The sequence below is a fragment of the Nonomuraea longicatena genome (assembly GCF_039525605.1).
Classification (GTDB): domain Bacteria; phylum Actinomycetota; class Actinomycetes; order Streptosporangiales; family Streptosporangiaceae; genus Nonomuraea; species Nonomuraea longicatena.
Window position 1 is genome coordinate 1 of the sequence record NZ_BAAAHQ010000044.1, and the last position, 17939, is coordinate 17939.

A 17939-nucleotide genomic window follows, 5' to 3' on the forward strand; every position below is an offset into this window, starting at 1 on the left:
GGCCCCGGTACGGCCACGCCCCCGCCCGCTCCGCCAACCCGCCCCCACCCCAACATGGGCCGTCCGGCACCCGGCCGCAACGGCGCACCGGGCGGCACCGACGGCTTCGGGCAAAGAGGCCCCGGAGGCACCGGAACGGCGCCTGCCGCGCAGGGCGGATACGGCGGCACAGGAGCCCCGAACGCACCCACCGCACCAGGCGGACCGCACGGCTTCGACAGCCCCGGCAGACCTGGCGGGGCTCACGGACCAGGCAACAGCGGAGCAAACGGGCCGAGCGGAGGCAACCGGCAGGGCAGGCCGGGCGGTCACAGCGGGCCGGGCGACTTCGGCGGGCCGCACCCCGCAGGCGGGCCGCAGACCACCGGCGGGCCGCGTGGAGCGGCAGGGGCGTCGGCCGCGAGCGGACCGCAGGCCCCGACCGGGCCGCGTTCGGCACCCGGCCCGCACCCGGCGGCGGGCCGGCAGGCCCCGGGGGCGCCGCACGCCACGCCAGGACCGCACGCCGCCCGTGGGTCCTGGGGTCCAGGTGGTGCCGGATTGCCGGGTGCGGGGCCGACGGGCAACGGTATGGCGGGGACAGGCGAAGAAGCCGCCACAGTTCCAGGCGGGTTGATGCCGCCCGGCGCGCAGGCCGGCCTCCAGCAACCGCAGAGCAGCCGTGCGCAGGGCGACGGCCAGTGGGGGCCGCACCAGCAGAACGGCGGTGCGCACGGCGACGGCCGGCAGGGGCCGTACCCGCCGGCTTACCCCGCGACGGCACCCACGCAGCAGCACCGCGTGTACGAGGAGAAGGGCCTGGGCACCGACCTGTTCGCCATCGCGGGCGCCGACGAGCCCTCCAAGGCCCCGGACCACAACAAGAAGCTCATCCTCATGGCCGTCGCCGCCGCAGCCGCTGTGGTGGTCGCCATCCTCATCGTGGCGGCGCTCGGCTGAGCGGGGGCATGAGACAGACTGGGGTACATGAGCGAGTTCCGTATCGAACATGACTCCATGGGGGAGGTTCGCGTACCCGTCGGCGCCCGCTGGAAGGCCCAGACTCAGCGCGCGGTGGAGAACTTCCCCATTTCCGGCCGGACCCTCGAACCGGCCCATATCTCCGCACTCGGCCTGATCAAGGCGGTCGCCGCCGAGGTCAACGCCGAGCTCGGCGTCCTCGACAAGGACGTGGCCGAAGCCATCGCCCAGGCGGCGGCGGACGTGGCGGACAACGAGCACGACGACCATTTCCCGATCGACGTCTTCCAGACGGGCTCGGGCACCTCCTCCAACATGAACGCCAACGAGGTGATCGCCACGCTGGCGGAGGAGCGCCTGGGCCGTCCGGTGCACCCGAACGACCACGTGAACGCCTCGCAGTCCTCCAACGACGTGTTCCCGACCTCGATCCACGTGGCGGCGGCCACCGAGGTGATCTACCACCTGGTCCCGGCGCTGCAGCACCTGGCGACGGCGCTGCGGGTGAAGGCGACGGAGTTCGAGGGCACCGTCAAGGCGGGCCGTACGCACCTGATGGACGCGACCCCGGTGACGCTGGGGCAGGAGTTCGGCGGATACGCCTCGCAGGTGGAGCACGGCGTCAACCGGGTGAAGTCGGCGCTGGTGCACGTGGTGGAGCTGCCGCTGGGCGGCACGGCGGTGGGGACCGGCATCAACACCCCGCCTGGCTTCGCGGAGAAGGCGATCGCGAAGCTGAGCGAGGCGACCGGCATCAGGTTCGTCGAGGCGCCGGACCACTTCGAGGCGCAAAGCGCCCAGGACTCGATCGTCGAGCTGTCCGGCCAGCTCAAAGTGGTCGCGGTCACACTGAACAAGATCGCCAATGATCTGCGCTGGATGGGTTCCGGACCGCGCGCCGGACTGGGCGAGATCAACCTGCCCGACCTGCAACCGGGCTCGTCGATCATGCCGGGCAAGGTGAACCCGGTGCTCCCGGAGGCCACGATGATGGTGGCGTCCCAGGTGATCGGCAACGACGCGGCGATCACGTTCGCGGGCGCGTCGGGGACGTTCGAGCTGAACGTCCAGCTCCCGGTGATCGCCAGGAACATCCTGGAGTCGATCCGGCTGCTGGCCGCCATCTCCCGGCTGCTGGCCGACCGTACGGTGGCGGGCATCACGGCGAACGAGGACCGGCTGCGCGAGTACGCGGAGTCGTCGCCGTCGATCGTGACGCCGCTGAACAGGTACGTCGGCTACGAGGAGGCGGCCAAGATCGCCAAGCAGGCGCTGGCCGAGCGCAAGACCATCCGCCAGGTGGTGGTGGAGCGCGGCCACGTCGCCTCGGGCGCGGTGACGGAGGAGCAGCTCGACGCGCTCCTCGACGTCCTGTCCATGACCCGCCCGTAAGAAGTCTTCACGGCAGAGCCCCACCACCGCCTCCCGCCGACGTCCGCCCGGGGCCTCTCCGAGCGGCACTCACGTCGGCGGGATCCCGCCGTGACGCCGTCAGGAGGACCGGTGCCGCCGCGTGGCCTCGGCCCAGTCGTCGAGGAGCGCGGCGGCCGCGCCGGAGTCGACGGCCTCGGCCGCCCGCTTGACGCCCTGCCCGAGCGCTGCGGTCAGGCCGGAAGCGTCTGGGACGCCGTCGGCCGCGACGAGCGCGGCGGCGGCGTTGAGCAGCACGATGTCGCGCACCGGCCCAAGCTGACCGGACAGCGTCCGGCGGGCGACGTCGGCGTTGTGTTCGACGTCGCCGCCGCGCAGGTCGGCGGCGGTGGCGGGGGCTATGCCGAGGTCGGCGGGGTCGAACCGGGTGCGGGTGGCGGTGCCCTTGCGCACGACGTACACGGTGGACGGCCCCGAGGTGGTGAGCTCGTCGAGCCCGTCGTCCCCCCGGAAGACCAGGGAGGAGCCGCCGCGTTCGGCGAGCACGCCCGCGACGACCTCGGCCATGCGCGGGTGGTACACGCCGACGGCCTGCGCCGGCGGCAGGGCGGGGTTGGTGAGCGGGCCGAGGAAGTTGAAGACGGTCGGCACCCCGAGTTGCCGCCGCGCCTGCGCGGTGTGGCGGAAGGAGGGGTGGTAGCGCGGCGCGAACAGGAAGGTGATCCCGACCTCCTCGGCGACGGCGGCCGCCGCGGCGGGGTCGAGGTCGATGGCGACGCCGAGCGCTTCGAGGACGTCGGCGGCGCCGCTGACGGAGGACGCGGCGCGGGCGCCGTGCTTGACGACCTTGGCTCCGGCCGCCGCGGCCACGACGGCGGCCATGGTGGAGACGTTGACGGTGTTGGCGCGGTCGCCGCCGGTGCCGACGAGGTCGACGGGGTCGCCGGGGATGCGGATGGCGTGGGAGGCGGCGAGCATGCCGTCGGCGAGGCCGGCGACCTCCTCGACGGTCTCGCCCTTGGCGCGCAGGGCGACGGCGAAGCCCGCGATCTGGGCGTCGGTGGCGGCGCCCGACATGATCTGCCCCATCGCCCACGCGCTGTCGCGGCTGGACAGTGACGCGCCGTCGAGCAGCGCCGACAGGAGTGAGGGCCAGGTGGTGGTCACGTTACGCCTCCGGGGTGTTGGGCTCGGCAAGGCGGAGGGAAACGTGCGAAAGGCCGCCTCGTCGAGACGGCCTGTAGCAGGTGAGCGCGAGCAGTCCGTCTAGGAGACGGACCACCATGAGTACAAGAACGCGTTCACGGACGACACACTAACACCGTCCGGGTCAACCGGTGGCAAGGTCGGGTGCCGGTGTCAGTCGCGCAGGTACCGGTGCTTGCCGGCCCTGGCCAGGCGCACCAGGTGGCGGGCTCCGGGCAGGCGGCGGCCGAGACGGTGCAGCACGGTGTCGCGGCCCATCACCGAACGGCGTTCCGGGTCCAGTTCGGTGGCCGGGCAGACGGCGACGGTGCCGCCGCGCATCTCCAGCCCGAACCGCAGCCCTGCCTCGTCGTCCTCGCCGCGCAGTGACGCGGTCCAGGCGCCGGGCCCGAGCCGGTCCCGCCCGGGAAGCACCCGTTTGACCGGCACCTTGGCGACGAGCTGGCCCGCGAGCCTGCCCGGCACGCCGGGCTCGACGAGGGCCGGGGCGGTGATCTCCCGGATCCGTCCGGCTGCGCTGCGCAGGACGAACTCCAGGGGCGGGCCGCCGCTCGGCGGCACGTACGGCACCGGCACCACGACGTACAGGTCGCCGCCCTGACGCCGGAGCTCGACGGCGGGCGAGACCAGCGCGATCGACTCGGCGAACGAGCGTGGCTCGATGACCAGGCCGAGTTCGCCGGCGTCGCTCCAGCAGGGCACGACCAGGCGGCGGCGCGGGAGCTGGGCGAGCACGCCCAGGCAGTTCAGCGGGCCGTCCGGGCGGCCGATGCGGGCTCTGGCCTGGTGGGTGCCGCCGTACATGCGCACGTGGACCTCCCACATGCCGGAGGGCAGTTCGCCGCCGAGGGCGGCGACGGTGACGTCCACGGCGGCCTCGCAGACGATGCGCAGGCGCATGTTCTCGCCCTCGGGGATGCGCTCGACGCGGTAGTCGACGGGCAGGGAGTAGACGACGCCGGTGCCGGCGTGCCGTACGTAGACCTCGACGCGGGCGCGTGCGACGGCGGAGGTCACGTCCATGAGATGGTCGGGCAGCAGGTTGGCGTCCACGGCGCGCGGCGGGCACCACAGCAGGCGCTCGCCGTCGGCGTGGTATCTCGCGGGCTGGCCGCCGCCCACGAGCACCTCGACCGCCAGGCCGAGGGCGAGGATCGGGCCGTCCCAGCGGACCTCCAGCAGGTCGGCGCGCAGTCCTGAGCGGCGGGTGGCGTTGGCGTAGCTGATGAGCTGGTCGAGCCGCCCGGCCCGGACGAGCGCGGCCACGGCCCGGAAATGCACGGGCAGGTGCCGGTCGAGGCGTTCGGGGAAGCGGTCGAGCACGAGGTCGCGGCAGAGGCCGAAGGCCCGGCCCCTGTCGACGGAGGAGCCGCCGAAGCGCGGACTGAAGTACGGCTTGAGCAGCACGGTCCGCAGCCAGTAGGCGTACATGCGGTCGCGCTGGCGGCCCTGTTCGGTGTGGGCGTCGACGACGTCGAGGAGGGTGCGCAGTTCGGTGGCCACCGCCGAGGCGTCCTCCTCGGCCTCTCCCCTCTCTCCGAGGTGGCAGCAGAGGTGGTCGGCCATGACGGCGACGACCTTGGCCAGCAGGTAGGCGCGGAGTACGAAGGTCTGCTCCGCCACCCGCCCTCCCGGTACGGCGAAGCCGAGCTGGTGCTCCTCCAGGAAGGCCCGGCGAAACAGCTTGTGCGGTGTGAGCAGGCTGAGCAGCCGGTCGCGCAGGATGTCGGCGCGGGAGGTGCTCGCCTCGAAGGCCGCCATGGGCGGGCCGCTGTCGCGCGTGAGCCGGCCGACGAGGATGTCGGCGTCGGTCTCGACCGCGCGTTCGTGCATGAGTTCCAGCGCGTCCCGCTCCAGGCGGTCGTGCTGGTCGAGCAGGTAGACGAAGTCGCCCTTGGCGGCGGCGACGCCGATGTTGCGCCCGCACATGGGCGAGCCGGTGTACGGCAGGTGGAGCACCCGCACGTTCCTGCGGACCGAGGCGACGGAGTCGAGCCGCTCGGCGGTGCCGTCCGTGGACCCGTCGTCCACGAAGATCACTTCGTACTCGTCCGCCGGCAACGTCTGCTCCAGCGTGGAGCGGATGCACGGGTCGGCGGTGCCACCCGGGTTCTGGACACTGACGATCACGCTGACCTTCACAGCCATGCCGACAGGGTGCGCCCTGCCCGGCGCGCAGGCGCGGCGGCTTGCCGATCGGATAGCGGGTCAGTACCAGCCCTTGGCCTGAGAATGGCCCCAAGCGGCGCAGGGCGAGCCGTAGCGGCCCTTGATATAGCCGAGACCCCACTTGATCTGGGTGGCCGCATTGGTCTGCCAGTCGGAGCCCGCACTGGCCATCTTGGTGCCGGGCAGCGACTGGGGGATGCCGTAGGCGCCGGAGTAGCGGTTCATGGCCCGCTCGTTCCAGCCGCTCTCCTTCATCCAGAGCTTCTCCAGGCAGCCCCACTGGTCGCCGCCGAAGCCGAAGGACGACAGCATGTTCTTGGCGACGGCCTTGTTGCTGCCCGGCGAGGGGTTGCTGCCGGGCGGGAAGTTGGCGGGCGGGAAGCCGTCGCCGCCGGGGCCGGTCTCCTTGATGATGATCTCGTCGAGGGGGTCGACGCCCTTGCGCGCGGCCTTCAGCCGGTCCTTCTTGTACGCCGTGACCGCGGACTCCTTGTAGGCGTCGGCGGCGGGGTCGGGAGCGTACAGGTCGCCGCTGCTGATGCGGGCGATCTCGTCGAGCGACAGGGGGTTCGCCTTGGCCTTGGAGTTCTGGATCGAGGTGTAGGCCACGAAGGCGCCGCCCCCGACGACCACGACGGTGGTCAGGCCGAGGATGAGGACGCGTTTGACGGTGAACACCGGCTTGCGGCGCGGGACCTCGTCATACGGACGCTCATTCGACTTCGGACGTGGGCTCACGAGCAATGAGAATGCCGTGTCCTGGGGGGTGGTCCGCAACCGAAACGTGGCATCCCGTTGGGTACCGGTTGACTAACCAGCAGGCTGGTAGCCCCTTTACTATGAACTGTGACTTTGGTCACATCACCCAACCCCGCCCCTCACGCCCCTCGGGCCTGTTCCAGGGCTGTCGCCCCCCGTCTATCGCATGTCACATTTCTGTGACGGTATGCGGATATTCGACGCGCGGCAGAATAATTGGCGGGTGGCAGGCATCCTTCTCGTCGAAGACGACCCCTCGGTACGCACGGCGCTCGAACTCGCGCTGACCCGTCAGGGGCACTCCGTCACCTCCTACGCCACGGGCGAGGAGGCCCTGGACCACATCCGCTCCCGCCGTCCCGAGATCGCCATCCTGGACGTGATGCTGCCCGGCATCGACGGGGTCGAGGTGTGCCGCCGCATCCGGCGGCTGGACCAGTTGCCCGTGATCATGCTCACCGCCAGGGGCGACGACCTCGACGTGGTCGTCGGCCTGGAGGCGGGCGCCGACGACTACGTGGTCAAGCCCGTCGAGCCCCGCGTGCTCGACGCCCGTATCCGGGCCATCCTGCGCCGCGCCGAGTCGGCCTCCTCCGACCGCATCTCCTTCGGCGACCTCACCATCGACAGGGGCGCGCTCAAGGTCACGATGGGCAGCAGGGAGATCCACCTGACCCCGACGGAGCTGCGCCTGCTGCTTGAGCTCGTCCGCCACCCCGGCCAGGTCCTCAACCGCCGCTACCTGCTGCGCGTGGTGTGGGACCACACCCACGTGGCGGACTCCCGGCTCGTGGACGCGTGCGTGCAGCGGGTCCGCGCCAAGATCGAGCCCAAGCCCGCCGAGCCGGCGTTCATCCACACCGTGCGCGGCTTCGGCTACCGCTTCAGCCCGCCGTGATGCGAGCGCCCACGGGGCTGCGCGCCCGCCTGATCCTCACCTTCACCCTGGTCGCCGTGGCCGCCTCCGTGCTGGTCGCCACCATCGGCTACGAGCTGGCCAAGGCCGCGCTCGTCAACCGGGCCGAGGAGACCGCAGTGGACCTCGTCACCCGCGAGCTGCGGCAGGTGACCTTCGCCGTCGGCACCCTGCGACAGGGCGAGCGGGCGCCGGAGGCCAAGGACCTGCAGAACCTGGCCGCCGCCCTCAACGCGAAGGGCAGGACCGTGGCCATCGAGTACGGGCAGGTCACCTACTCGGACGGCCCGCTGTCGCTGTCCGACGTGCCGCACGAGCTCCAGGGGCGGGCCAGGGGCGGCGTCGTCAAGCAGCGCAAGGTGGTCGGGGGACGGCTGATGCTGATCGTCGGCGCCGAGGTCTACCGCAAGGGCGGCTCCGGGCCGGAGGCCGGTGGGCTGCGCGCCTTCGTCTTCTTCCCGCTGGCGGGCGAGGAACGGCAACTGGCCGACCTGCGGGGCAGGCTGGTGCAGGGCGGCGCGGCCATCGTGGTGATCGCGCTCGGGGTGGCGCTGGTGTCGGCCCGCAGCGTCCTGCTGCCGGTTCGGCGGCTCAGCGCGGCCGCACAGGCCCTCGGCGAGGGCAGGCTGGACACCCGGCTGCCGGTGCACGGGCAGGACGAGCTGGCCGGGCTGTCGGCGCGCTTCAACGACGCGGCGGCGGCGCTGGAGCTGAGCGTGGCGGAGCTGCGGGCGCTGGAGGCGATGTCGCGCCGGTTCGTCGCCGACGTCTCGCACGAGCTGCGCACGCCGCTGACCGCGATGACCGCCGTCGCCGACATGCTCTCCGACGAGGCCGAACGGCTGCCGCGCGAGCCCGCGGAGGCGGTCAGGCTGGTGCTGTCGGAGATCGACCGGCTGCGGCATCTGGTCGAGCACCTGATCGAGGTGAGCCGGTTCGACGCCGGGACGGCCACACTGAACGTGGAGGCGGTCAACGTGGGCGAGGCCGTACACGACAGTCTGGAAACGCGCGGCTGGAGCGAGCAGGTGGAGGTGCGGGTGAGCGGGGAGCTGGTGGCCGAGCTGGACCCGCGCCGGTTCGACGTGATCGTCTCCAACCTCGTCGGCAACGCGCTCAAGCACGGCGGCCCGCCCGTGCGGGTGACGGCCAGGGGCACGGCCAACGGCCTGGAGGTCAAGGTGCGCGACCACGGCGAGGGCATCCCGGCGGAGGCGCTGCCACACGTGTTCGACCGGTTCTTCAAGGCGGGCGCCGGGCGCTCGCGCAGCCACGGCAGCGGCCTCGGCCTGGCCATCACCCGCGCCAACGTACTGCTGCACGGCGGCACGATCTCGGTGCGCCCGCAGAGCCCCGGCACGCTGTTCACGGTCTGGCTGCCGCTCCGGTGAGCCTGGCGCGGGCGACGGCCGGGCTCCTGCTGCTGGCGGCGGCGGGCTGCGGCATCACGCCGACCGGGGTGGTCGACGTGGCGGGGCCGCCGGTGGTGCGGATCCCGCCACCGTCGAAGACGATCTACCTGCTCAGGGAGACCAGGCTGGTCAAGCAGGCCGTCAACGTCGAGAACGACACCGTCGACAGCCTGCTCACCGCGTTGTTCCAGGCCAACAACAGAGAGCTGTTCGGCCTGCAGACCGCACTGCGCGGCTTCGCCTACGAGGGTGTGCAGGACTCGCTCGACTCCGTGCCGCGAGACGAGGTCCGCCTGCCCAGAACCTCCAAACTCACCGTGTACGTCATGGGAGAGGGGCGGCTGTCCCGGCTGGGCAAGGCGCAGATCGTCTGCACCGCCCAGCAGGACGCCGCCTTCAAGCAGGTGAAGATCATCCGGCAGTTCTCCCACCGGGCCCCCCGCGAGGAGGGCGCCTACACCTGCGAGAACCTCAACCCGGTCAGAGAGTGATGTCCTCCAGCATCTCCGTCACGAGCGCGGCGATGGGCGAGCGCTCCGACCTGGTGAGCGTCACGTGCGCGAACAGCGGGTGGCCCTTGAGCTTCTCGACCACCGCCACCACGCCGTCGTGCCGGCCCACCCGCAGGTTGTCGCGCTGGGCGATGTCATGGGTGAGGACCACGCGGGAGTTGGCGCCGATGCGGCTGAGGACGGTCAGCAGCACCCCGCGCTCCAGCGACTGGGCCTCGTCCACGATCACGAAGGCGTCGTGCAGCGAGCGGCCCCTGATGTGGGTGAGCGGCAGCACCTCCAGCATGCCCCGGTCGAGGACCTCCTCGATCACCTCGGGGCTCGTCACCGCGCCCAGGGTGTCGTAGACGGCCTGCGCCCACGGGCCCATCTTGTCGCCCTCGGTGCCGGGCAGGTAGCCGAGCTCCTGACCGCCGACGGCGTAGATGGGGCGGAAAACCACCACCTTGCGGTGCTGACGGCGCTCCAGGACGGCCTCCAGGCCCGCGCAGAGGGCCAGGGCGGACTTCCCGGTGCCCGCTCGGCCGCCCAGCGACACGATGCCGATCTCGGGGTCCATGAGCAGGTCGAGCGCGATCCGCTGCTCGGCCGAGCGGCCGTGCAGGCCGAAGACCTCGCGGTCGCCGCGCACCAACTTCACCGACTTGTCCGGCAGCACCCTGCCGAGCGCCGAGCCCTTCGCCGACAGCAGCCGCAGGCCCGTGTGCGTGGGCAGTTCCCTGGCCTCCTCCAGGTCGGCGATGCTGTGCTCGAACAGCGCCTCGACGTCCTCCGTCGTCGTCTGGAGCTCGGCCATGCCGGTCCAGCCGGACTCGACGACGAGTTCGGCCCGGTACTCCTCGGCCGCGAGCCCCACCGACGCCGCCTTCACCCGCAGCGGCAGGTCCTTGGACACCAGGACGACGTCGCAGCCCTCGGCGGCCAGCGAGCGGGCCACGGTGAGGATGCGGGTGTCGTTGTCTCCCATCCGGAAGCCCACCGGCAGGATGGACGGATCACTGTGGTTGAGCTCCACCCTGATGGTGCCGTCACCGGCGGGGATGGGCTCGTCGAGCCTGCCGTGCTGCACCCGGAGGTCATCCAGGTAGCGCAGTGCCTTGCGGGCGAAGTAGCCGAGCTCGGGATGGTGACGCTTCCCCTCCAACTCCGTGATCACCACGATCGGGAGGACGACCTCGTGTTCGGCGAACCTGGTCATCGCCGCCGGGTCGGCTAGAAGGACCGAAGTGTCAAGGACGTAGGTGCGCTTGCCGGTCGAAGGGTTTGAGGACACTGCCACACGTTCTCCCCCGGGCGCTGAGGAACGGCGCCCTGCAGACGAGGCGGGATTCGGACCGGGCCCGCGCCTGAGGAGCGCCGGCAGCCGGCCCCCCTCAGCAGTTTTCTGCGTGGCAAAGGCGGGCCCTTTCCGAAGTGTCCGGCCTGCGGCCGGACACTTCCGACGTTACGTCTTAGATACCCGTTTGGGCGTTCAAGAACCGTAACGACGGTGTCTCGCGGCGTAGTCGCGCAGCGCCCGCAAGAAGTCGATCCTGCGGAAGTCGGGCCAGTAGGCCTCGCAGAAGTAGAACTCAGAATGAGCGCTCTGCCAGAGCATGAATCCCGACAGTCGCTGCTCCCCCGAAGTCCGGATGACAAGGTCCGGATCCGGCTGGCCGCGAGTGTAGAGATGCTCGGCGATGTGCTCGACATCGAGAACCTCCACGAGGTCCTCGATGCTCGCCCCCTTGCTGGCGTGCTCCTGGAGGAGTGAGCGCACCGCATCGGCAATCTCACGTCTTCCTCCATACCCAACCGCAACGTTCACAATCAGCCCGGGACGGTGCGATGTACTTTCCTTTGCCTCTTTGAGGACATTTGCCGTACGGGACGGCAGCAGGTCGAGCGCGCCGACCGGGCTGACGCGCCGGCCCTCGGCGACCAGCTTCCTGACGACGTCCTCGATGATGCGCAGAAGGGTCTCGAGTTCGTCCTTGGGCCTGTTGAGGTTGTCACTGGAGAGCATCCAGACGGTGACGAGCTCGACCCCGGCCTCGGAACACCAGGTGAGCAGCTCGGAAATCTTGTCGGCGCCCCTGCGGTGGCCCCGGCTGACGTCGGCCAGCCCCATCGAGCGCGCCCAGCGGCGGTTACCGTCGATGATCACGCCCACATGGCGTGGCCCAACGATCTTCTGGCGCTTGAGCTTGGCTTCCAGCCGGTGCTCGTACACCCGGTAGACCAGGTCGCGCAGGCCCACGGAGCCCTCCCAGCGATGCGATGCCTAGACAGGCAATTATCACCGCCTTTCGGAGCTGCCCGCCCCCTCGACGGGATTCCCGGCCAGATCCCGCCCGCCCATGCAGCCCTCGGCCTCGTCCACCAGGCCGCCGACGAAGCTCTCCAGTTCGGCGGAGGTCAGCACCGCCCGCATCCCCACGCCTCCCGAGCCCCACGCCTCCAGGTAGGCCCTGCGGGTCAGCCGCCACTCGCCCCCGCGCTCCGGACCCGGCATCCAGATCGGGATCGTGCGCAGCTGGCAGCGCAGCTCACCGCCGCCGACGGCGCCGCGCCGGGTGCGGTACCTGAAGGAGAACAACTCGCTGTCCGGCTCGTCCTCGGGGAAGCGGTCGTCGGGGTCCGGCCACAGCGCCGCGTGGCCGCGCCCCTCGCGGGCCTGCGCCACCCCGCGCGCCAGGCGCGCGAGGAACCAACCGCACCGCTCCCCCACCATCCCGTACGGTGTCCCGTCGCGATGCAGTTCGAGCGTGATCTCGTACGGCGTGCCGACGCTGTCCACGCACGCCACCGGCGTGACGGTCAGATAGGAGCCGTCAACGCATCGCAGTCCCCCCATAGACAGACGATTACCACCCGAAACCTCGCTAAAACCCATAGAACCGGGCAGCGGTCCCGCCGAAGACGTCGTCCCTTCCCTGCTCGCCGACCAGCAGGGACGCGGTCTCGAACACCGTCCGGTAGTCGGCGGCGAGCAGCGCCACCGGCCAGTCGCTGCCGAACATCAGCCGCCCGGTGCCGAACACCCGCAGCGCGTGCTCGACGTACGGGCGCAGGTCCGCCGGGGTCCAGGTGGCGTGGTCGGCCTCGGTGACCAGGCCGGAGACCTTGGCGTACACGTTGGGGAAGGCCGCGGCGGCGGCGAGCAGGTCCGCCCAGGGCTGCCATCCGCGGTCCTTGACGCGCGGCTTGGACAGGTGGTCGACGACCAGTTTCAGGCCGGGGTGGCGGCCCGCGATCGTGGCCACGTGCTCCAGGTGGCGGGGCAGCAGTGAGACCACGTCGAAGGCGAGACCGGCCTCGGCCAGCAGGCCCAGGGAGGTGAGCACGGTGTCCTGGAGCAGCCAGTCGGGGTCCGGCTCGTCGTGGATGAGGTGGCGGACGCCGACAAACTTCGGATGTCTGTCGGCAAGGGCCTCGGCCGTACGGTCGGGGTCGGTGAGCGGCAGCCAGGCCACGACGCCCGCGATGAACTCGTGCGCGTCGGCCAGCGCCAGCATCGACTCCGTCTCCGCCATCGAGTCGGCTGCCTGGACCAGCACGGTCCGGTCGACGCCGACGGCGGCCAGCTCCGGCGCCAGGTCGGCGGGGGCGTAGGTGCGGTGGAGGACGCCGAGCTCCGGCGTGAGCCACGGGTAGTCGCCGGTCTCCAGGTTCCAGAAATGCTGGTGCGCGTCGACAATCACGCAGTAAACCTAGGATGTATCGCGGCGCCTGAGCAAGCGGTCCCGCCAGCCGCGGAACCTTGGCAAGAGCTCGCGCCAGCGGGACCCGGGCGAGAGGTCACGCCAGCGGCGGTGGGGCCCCGGGTCCGGCATCAGCCCTCTCACGCGCAGCCAGGCGGCGAAGTCGTCGGCATCGGACCGGTAGCCGGGCGGCGGCCGTTCGCGGGAGCGGGCGTAGGCGGCGAACTCGGCCGCCAGCGCGCCACCGGCCGCCGTGGCGGCGTCGGGCCGTAGCCGCGCGACCACCTCTCGGCGCTTGGACACCAGGCTCGCCGACTGGATCCTGAGCCGCTCGGGGTCGAACCCCTCAGGCGGCTCCCCGCCGGCGACGAGCGCGGACAGGAGTTCCTCCTGGGCCGCACCGAGACGGCGGCGCGCGTCATCCATGCCTATTTGCGCCCGTCCACGCCGGTCCGAGACTTGTCCACGATTGCCCGCACACGCCCCAGTTCCTCCGCCAGGGCCCGGTCGCTCGGGTAGGCGTCGTCCCACTCCAGCAGGACGCCGGGTGGGCGCACCCGCGCGCACAGCTCCCCCAGCAGGTCGAGCACCGCGTCGGGGACCCCCGCCGTGTGGGTGTCGTGCCACACGCCGTCGTGCTCGTGCCCGCCCGCCACGTGGACGTAGGCGAGGTGCTCCAGCGGCAACCGGTCGAGCGCCGCCACCGCGCGAAGGCCCAGGTTGACCTGGTTGGTGTACAGGTTGGCGACGTCGATCAGCAGCAGCACCCCCGTGCGCTCCACCAGTTCGCCCAGGAACTCGGCGTCGGTCAGCTCGTCGTCCGGCCAGCCGAACAGCGCGGCCACGTTCTCCAGCGCCAGCGGGACCGGCAACGCGTCCTGGGCCCGTCTGACGTTGTCCGCGACGACCTTGAGCGCCTCCCGCGTCCTCGGCACCGGCAGCAGGTGTCCCGCCTCCATGCCGCCCGCGCGGACGAAGGCCAGGTGCTCGCTGACCAGCGGGGCCGCGAGCGCCCCGGCACACGCGGCCAGGTGGGCCAGGCGGGCGGGGTCCGGCGGATGCGCGCCGCCGACGCCGAGGCCGACGCCGTGCGGTATGACGGGCAGGCCGCGCCCGCGCAGCATCCGCAGCGACTCCGGCAGGTGGTCCGGTCGCAGGTTCTCCGCGATGACCTCGACGAACTCGACGCCGGGCAACCGTTCGACGGTCAGGTCGATCTCCGCCCGCCAGCCGATCCCGACACCGAGCTCAGCCACCGCCACCGCCACCGCCGATGCCACCGCTACCGCCACCGCCACCGCCGGGGCCGATGTCGATGCCACCGCCGAGGCCGGGGCCGAGGTCAACCACCACCGCCACCACCGCCACAGCCCCCGCCGCCACCGCAGCTCGACCCGCCGCCGCAGCTCGATCCACCGCCGTCGCCACCGACACCGCCACTACTGGACCCGCTGGCGGACCCGCCGCCCGAGCCACCGGGCGCGTCGTCGTCGGAGGCGCCGAAGGTCCCGCCGCCCGTGTCGGCGAACGAGCCGCAGGCGCCCGCGACGTCGCCGCCGGAGTCGCCGATGTACAACCCGCTGCGCAGGTCAGGGTCGGGGCACTCGCTCAGGCCGTACAGGGCGACGGGGATGCCGACGGCGAGCGAGATCGACGACTGCTGCGACACCCCTCTCGGGTGGGCCTGGCGGGCGGTCCGCAGCCCGCGCATGCCCTCCGCGCTGACCAGCAGGCGCAGGGCGCGCTTCTCTCTCCGGTAGCCGATCAGCCCGCTGAGCACGGCGACCGCGCCGAACGCCACCGCGCCCAGATCGGTGATCCATCCGAGGCTCCCGGTCAGGAGCAGGACCACGAACAGCAGCTCCAGGCCCACGCAGACCAGCACGGCGTACTTGAGGACGGTCAGCCGTCGGTGCGCGACCGCCAGGGCGCCGTCGGGGATCAGCAGCCCCCTGTCACGCAGCCCGGACTCCAACTGGAGCATCGCCGGGTGCCTCACCAGCGCCTTGCGCAGCGTCGGGACGTGGGAGCCCCCGCGCGCGAGGATCTCCATGACGGCCCGTTCGAGAGGCTCCGGCGAGGGCCGGGCGCCGTGCACGAGTGTCACACGCGAGTCGCGGGAGACACGCACGGCGCCGGCCGTCGCGAGGACCGCCAGCGCCGTGTTGGCCGCCCGCCTGGGCCCACCCGAAAGGTAGGCCAGCTCAGAGTGGGTCAGCGGGTAGCCGCCGCCGGGCGGCCCCACCTCGGCCGCCCGGCGCCGCTCTCTGGTCACCGTCACGTGAAGGACGTTGACCACGACGACGGCGAGGACCGCCAGAATCACGGTTAAGACGTTCATCCCCCGCCACGCTACGCAGGCCCTTCAGAGGCGGTCAAGGAGCGCGTGGTACTCCTCCCACAGCTCCTTGGGCAGGTGGTCGCCGAACTTCGCGAAGTGCGGCGGGATCTGCGCCGCCTCCTCGCGCCAGACGTCCCTGTCGACGGTCAGCAGGGTCTGGAGATCCTCCTCCGAGATCTCCAGGCCCTCGGTGTCGAGCTCCTTCGGCAGCAGCCCGATCGGCGACGGCACGGCCTGCGCCTCGCCGTTGAGCCGGTCGACGATCCACTTCAGCACGCGGCTGTTCTCGCCGAAGCCCGGCCAGATGAAGCGGCCCTCGGCGTTCTTGCGGAACCAGTTGACGTAGTAGATGCGCGGCAGCCGCGCCCCCTCGCGCTCACCGACGCGCAGCCAGTGGTCGAAGTAGTCGCCCATGTTGTAGCCGCAGAACGGCAGCATCGCGAACGGGTCGTGGCGCAGCTCGCCGACCCTGCCCTCGGCGGCGGCGGTCTTCTCCGAAGCGACGTTGGCACCGAGGAAGACGCCGTGCTGCCAGCTCAGCGACTCGGTGACCAGCGGCACCGCGGTGGCGCGGCGACCGCCGAACAGGATCGCCGAGATCGGCACGCCGTTCGGGTCCTGCCACTCGGGCGCGATGGTCGGCGCCTGCGAGGCCGGGGTGGTGAAGCGGGCGTTCGGGTGGGCGGCGGGCTCGGGGCTGTCCGGCGTCCAGTCGCGGCCCTTCCAGTCGGTCAGGTGCGCGGGCGGTACGTCGGTGAGTCCCTCCCACCAGACGTCGCCGTCGTCGGTGAGGGCGACGTTGGTGAAGATGCTGTTACCCCAGAGCGTCTTGATCGCGTTGGCGTTGGTGACCTCGCCGGTGCCGGGGGCGACGCCGAAGAAGCCCGCCTCCGGGTTGATCGCGTACAGGCGGCCGTCGGCGCCGAAGCGCATCCAGGCGATGTCGTCGCCGACCGTCTCGACCTTCCAGCCGGGGATCGTCGGCTGGAGCATGGCGAGGTTGGTCTTGCCGCAGGCGCTGGGGAAGGCGGCGGCGATGTAGCGGGCCTCGCCACTGGGCGGGGTGAGCTTCAGGATCAGCATGTGCTCGGCCAGCCAGCCCTCGTCGCGGGCCATCGCACTGGCGATGCGCAGCGCGTAGCACTTCTTGCCGAGCAGCGCGTTGCCGCCGTAGCCGGAGCCGTACGACCAGATCTCGCGGGTCTCGGGGAAGTGGCTGATGTACTTCGTGCCACTGCACGGCCACGGCACGTCGTCCTGGCCGGGTTCGAGCGGCGCGCCGACGCTGTGGACGGCCCTGACGAACTCGCCGCGCTCCTCGATCAGGCGCAGCGCCCGCTCGCCCATCCGGGTCATCACGCGCATGGACACGGCCACGTACGGCGAGTCGGTGATCTCGACGCCGAGCTGCGAGATCTCGCCGCCCAGCGGGCCCATGCAGAACGGGACCACGTACATGGTGCGGCCGCGCATGCAGCCCTTGAACAGCTCGCCGAAGGTGGCGCGCATCCGCGCGGGGGCGATCCAGTTGTTGGTCGGCCCCGCGTCCTGCTCGCGCTCCGAGCAGATGTAGGTGCGGTCCTCGACGCGGGCGACGTCGCTGGGGTCGGAGGCGGCGTAGAAACTGTTGGGCCGCTTGGCCAGCCGCCTGAACGTGCCCTGCTCGACGAGGAGGTTCGTCAGGCGCGTCCACTCCTCCTCCGAACCGTCGCACCATTCGATCCGATCGGGTTCGGTAAGGGCGGCGATCTCGTTGACCCAGGCGACCAGCTCGATATTGCTCGTCGGCGCGGGTGCTTCCACGGAAACGGACACGACTACGGCTCCTCCACTCTCTCAGGGCCAAAACATCATTGACCACGACGGGCGCTCAACGCCAATTGGCATAGACCTGTTGCCGCAGGCAGTGGCCTTGATGATTGGGGAAGCCTACCCAGTTGGACGAGTTCTAAAGAAAGGCCGAAGGCGCATTGGTTCAGTCCAATACGGCTGGTCTAAACCAATTCGCCGAATGGTTTAGTCCGGTCGTGCGCTTGGTCTCCCTGCGCAGTCTATGAATTCGCCTCCGGACCCGCCGAGCGAACGCGTTCCACGTGCTGCAGCGCCTCCCGCAAATCCGTGAGCCAGGTGTCGGTGTGGCGGCCGACCAGCCGTACGCACCAGGCGAGCGCGTCGCTGCGGCTGCGGGCCACCCCGGCCGCGACGAGCGTGTCGAGGACCTGGCGCTCCGACTGCCTGAGCCGGGTCATCACCGGCACCGACAGCGTCGTGAACATCACGCTCTCCCCGGCGAGGGAGACGCCCCACGAGACCTTCCTGCCGAAGCGGTGCTCGGCCTCGCGGGCGATCTCGACGCGGCGTTCGCGGGTCTCCTCGCGAAAGCGCCTGACCAGCCCGTCGGCCAGGGCGGCGCGCTCGGCCTCCGGGACGTCCTGGGCCGGTTCCGGCAGGGTGCCGACCACGGCGATCTCCTCGCGGTCGAGAACCACCTCGGGGGCGCCGGTGAACCAGTTCTCCGGCAGGCGCCCGGTGAACCAGGCTTGAATCTCGCTTTCCATGTAATCAGGATTACACCGCTGTGGGTTGCGGGAAGGTTTCGCGGAGGTAAGG

The 17939-nt window shown here is 71.3% G+C and carries 17 protein-coding genes; 5 read left to right on the forward strand and 12 right to left on the reverse strand.

All coding sequences use genetic code 11. The features are described from left to right. The first annotated feature begins 615 nt into the window (after window positions 1–615). Entirely contained in the window at window positions 616–939 is a 324-nt protein-coding gene (locus ABD120_RS33400; protein ID WP_343954266.1) for a hypothetical protein, read from the forward strand. Between the two features lie 27 nt (window positions 940–966). Further along, the gene (locus tag ABD120_RS33405) at window positions 967–2352 is read left to right on the forward strand and encodes a class II fumarate hydratase (protein ID WP_343954267.1); all 1386 of its coding nucleotides are present in this window, start codon (window positions 967–969) and stop codon (window positions 2350–2352) included. Between the two features lie 99 nt (window positions 2353–2451). On the opposite strand, the gene trpD is transcribed toward ABD120_RS33405, so the two are convergent. From trpD to ABD120_RS33420, 3 genes are all read right to left on the reverse strand, one after another. Beyond that, a complete protein-coding gene (trpD, locus tag ABD120_RS33410) occupies window positions 2452–3498 on the reverse strand; it encodes an anthranilate phosphoribosyltransferase (RefSeq protein ID WP_343954268.1) in 1047 nt (348 codons plus the stop codon). Between the two features lie 192 nt (window positions 3499–3690). Further along, a complete protein-coding gene (locus ABD120_RS33415) occupies window positions 3691–5685 on the reverse strand; it encodes a glycosyltransferase family 2 protein (protein ID WP_343954269.1) in 1995 nt (664 codons plus the stop codon). Window positions 5686–5745: 60 nt separating this feature from the next. Beyond that, window positions 5746–6444: an aggregation-promoting factor C-terminal-like domain-containing protein gene (locus ABD120_RS33420; RefSeq protein ID WP_343954270.1), complete on the reverse strand. Its 699-nt coding sequence runs from the start codon at window positions 6442–6444 to the stop codon at window positions 5746–5748. A 244-nt stretch (window positions 6445–6688) separates the two neighbouring features. On the opposite strand from ABD120_RS33420, the gene ABD120_RS33425 reads away from it, so the two are divergent. Genes ABD120_RS33425 through ABD120_RS33435 form a run of 3 tightly spaced genes read left to right on the forward strand, consistent with a single transcriptional unit; the run spans window position 6689 to window position 9284 of the window. After that, window positions 6689–7363, forward strand: coding sequence for a response regulator (locus ABD120_RS33425; RefSeq protein ID WP_343954271.1), 675 nt, complete (start codon window positions 6689–6691; stop codon window positions 7361–7363). Further along, a complete protein-coding gene (locus ABD120_RS33430; protein ID WP_343954272.1) occupies window positions 7363–8772 on the forward strand; it encodes an ATP-binding protein in 1410 nt (469 codons plus the stop codon). The genes ABD120_RS33425 and ABD120_RS33430 overlap by 1 nt, the downstream gene beginning before the upstream one ends. Beyond that, on the forward strand, window positions 8769–9284 hold the full coding sequence (locus tag ABD120_RS33435; RefSeq protein ID WP_343954273.1) for a hypothetical protein: 516 nt from the start codon (window positions 8769–8771) through the stop codon (window positions 9282–9284). The genes ABD120_RS33430 and ABD120_RS33435 overlap by 4 nt, the downstream gene beginning before the upstream one ends. On the opposite strand, the gene phoH2 is transcribed toward ABD120_RS33435, so the two are convergent. The 9 genes from phoH2 to ABD120_RS33480 all read right to left on the reverse strand — a co-directional run bounded on the left by phoH2 (window position 9274) and on the right by ABD120_RS33480 (window position 17887). After that, entirely contained in the window at window positions 9274–10584 is a 1311-nt protein-coding gene (gene phoH2 / locus ABD120_RS33440) for an RNA 5'-3' helicase PhoH2 (RefSeq protein WP_343954274.1), read from the reverse strand. The genes ABD120_RS33435 and phoH2 overlap by 11 nt on opposite strands. 192 nt (window positions 10585–10776) lie before the next feature. Then, on the reverse strand, window positions 10777–11544 hold the full coding sequence (locus ABD120_RS33445; RefSeq protein WP_343954275.1) for an isoprenyl transferase: 768 nt from the start codon (window positions 11542–11544) through the stop codon (window positions 10777–10779). A 39-nt stretch (window positions 11545–11583) separates the two neighbouring features. Continuing rightward, on the reverse strand, window positions 11584–12141 hold the full coding sequence (locus ABD120_RS33450; protein ID WP_343954276.1) for a hypothetical protein: 558 nt from the start codon (window positions 12139–12141) through the stop codon (window positions 11584–11586). 28 nt (window positions 12142–12169) lie between these two features. After that, complete coding sequence (locus ABD120_RS33455) at window positions 12170–12988, reverse strand: amidohydrolase family protein (RefSeq protein ID WP_343954277.1); 819 nt, start codon at window positions 12986–12988, stop codon at window positions 12170–12172. A gap of 9 nt (window positions 12989–12997) precedes the next feature. Then, a complete protein-coding gene (locus ABD120_RS33460) occupies window positions 12998–13414 on the reverse strand; it encodes an SCO6045 C-terminal-like domain-containing protein (protein WP_343954278.1) in 417 nt (138 codons plus the stop codon). Window positions 13415–13416: 2 nt separating this feature from the next. After that, entirely contained in the window at window positions 13417–14244 is an 828-nt protein-coding gene (locus ABD120_RS33465) for an MbnB/TglH/ChrH family RiPP precursor modification enzyme (RefSeq protein ID WP_343954279.1), read from the reverse strand. An 86-nt stretch (window positions 14245–14330) separates the two neighbouring features. Then, the gene (locus ABD120_RS33470; RefSeq protein ID WP_343954280.1) at window positions 14331–15329 is read right to left on the reverse strand and encodes a TIGR04222 domain-containing membrane protein; all 999 of its coding nucleotides are present in this window, start codon (window positions 15327–15329) and stop codon (window positions 14331–14333) included. A 24-nt stretch (window positions 15330–15353) separates the two neighbouring features. Next, window positions 15354–17144 (reverse strand): phosphoenolpyruvate carboxykinase (GTP), encoded by a 1791-nt coding sequence (locus tag ABD120_RS33475; RefSeq protein WP_343954281.1) that lies wholly within the window; start codon window positions 17142–17144, stop codon window positions 15354–15356. A 236-nt stretch (window positions 17145–17380) separates the two neighbouring features. Beyond that, complete coding sequence (locus tag ABD120_RS33480; RefSeq protein ID WP_343954283.1) at window positions 17381–17887, reverse strand: hypothetical protein; 507 nt, start codon at window positions 17885–17887, stop codon at window positions 17381–17383. Window positions 17888–17939: the final 52 nt, after the last annotated feature.

Bases quoted from the DNA above. Each gene is read 5' to 3' on its own strand.
- ABD120_RS33400 (WP_343954266.1), top strand. From the start codon at position 616: ATGCCGCCCGGCGCGCAGGCCGGCCTCCAGCAACCGCAGAGCAGCCGT.
- ABD120_RS33405 (WP_343954267.1), top strand. From the start codon at position 967: ATGAGCGAGTTCCGTATCGAACATGACTCCATGGGGGAGGTTCGCGTA.
- ABD120_RS33415 (WP_343954269.1), bottom strand. From the start codon at position 5,685: ATGGCTGTGAAGGTCAGCGTGATCGTCAGTGTCCAGAACCCGGGTGGC.
- ABD120_RS33430 (WP_343954272.1), top strand. From the start codon at position 7,363: ATGCGAGCGCCCACGGGGCTGCGCGCCCGCCTGATCCTCACCTTCACC.
- ABD120_RS33450 (WP_343954276.1), bottom strand. From the start codon at position 12,141: ATGGGGGGACTGCGATGCGTTGACGGCTCCTATCTGACCGTCACGCCG.
- ABD120_RS33460 (WP_343954278.1), bottom strand. From the start codon at position 13,414: ATGGATGACGCGCGCCGCCGTCTCGGTGCGGCCCAGGAGGAACTCCTG.
- ABD120_RS33470 (WP_343954280.1), bottom strand. From the start codon at position 15,329: ATGAACGTCTTAACCGTGATTCTGGCGGTCCTCGCCGTCGTCGTGGTC.
- ABD120_RS33480 (WP_343954283.1), bottom strand. From the start codon at position 17,887: ATGGAAAGCGAGATTCAAGCCTGGTTCACCGGGCGCCTGCCGGAGAAC.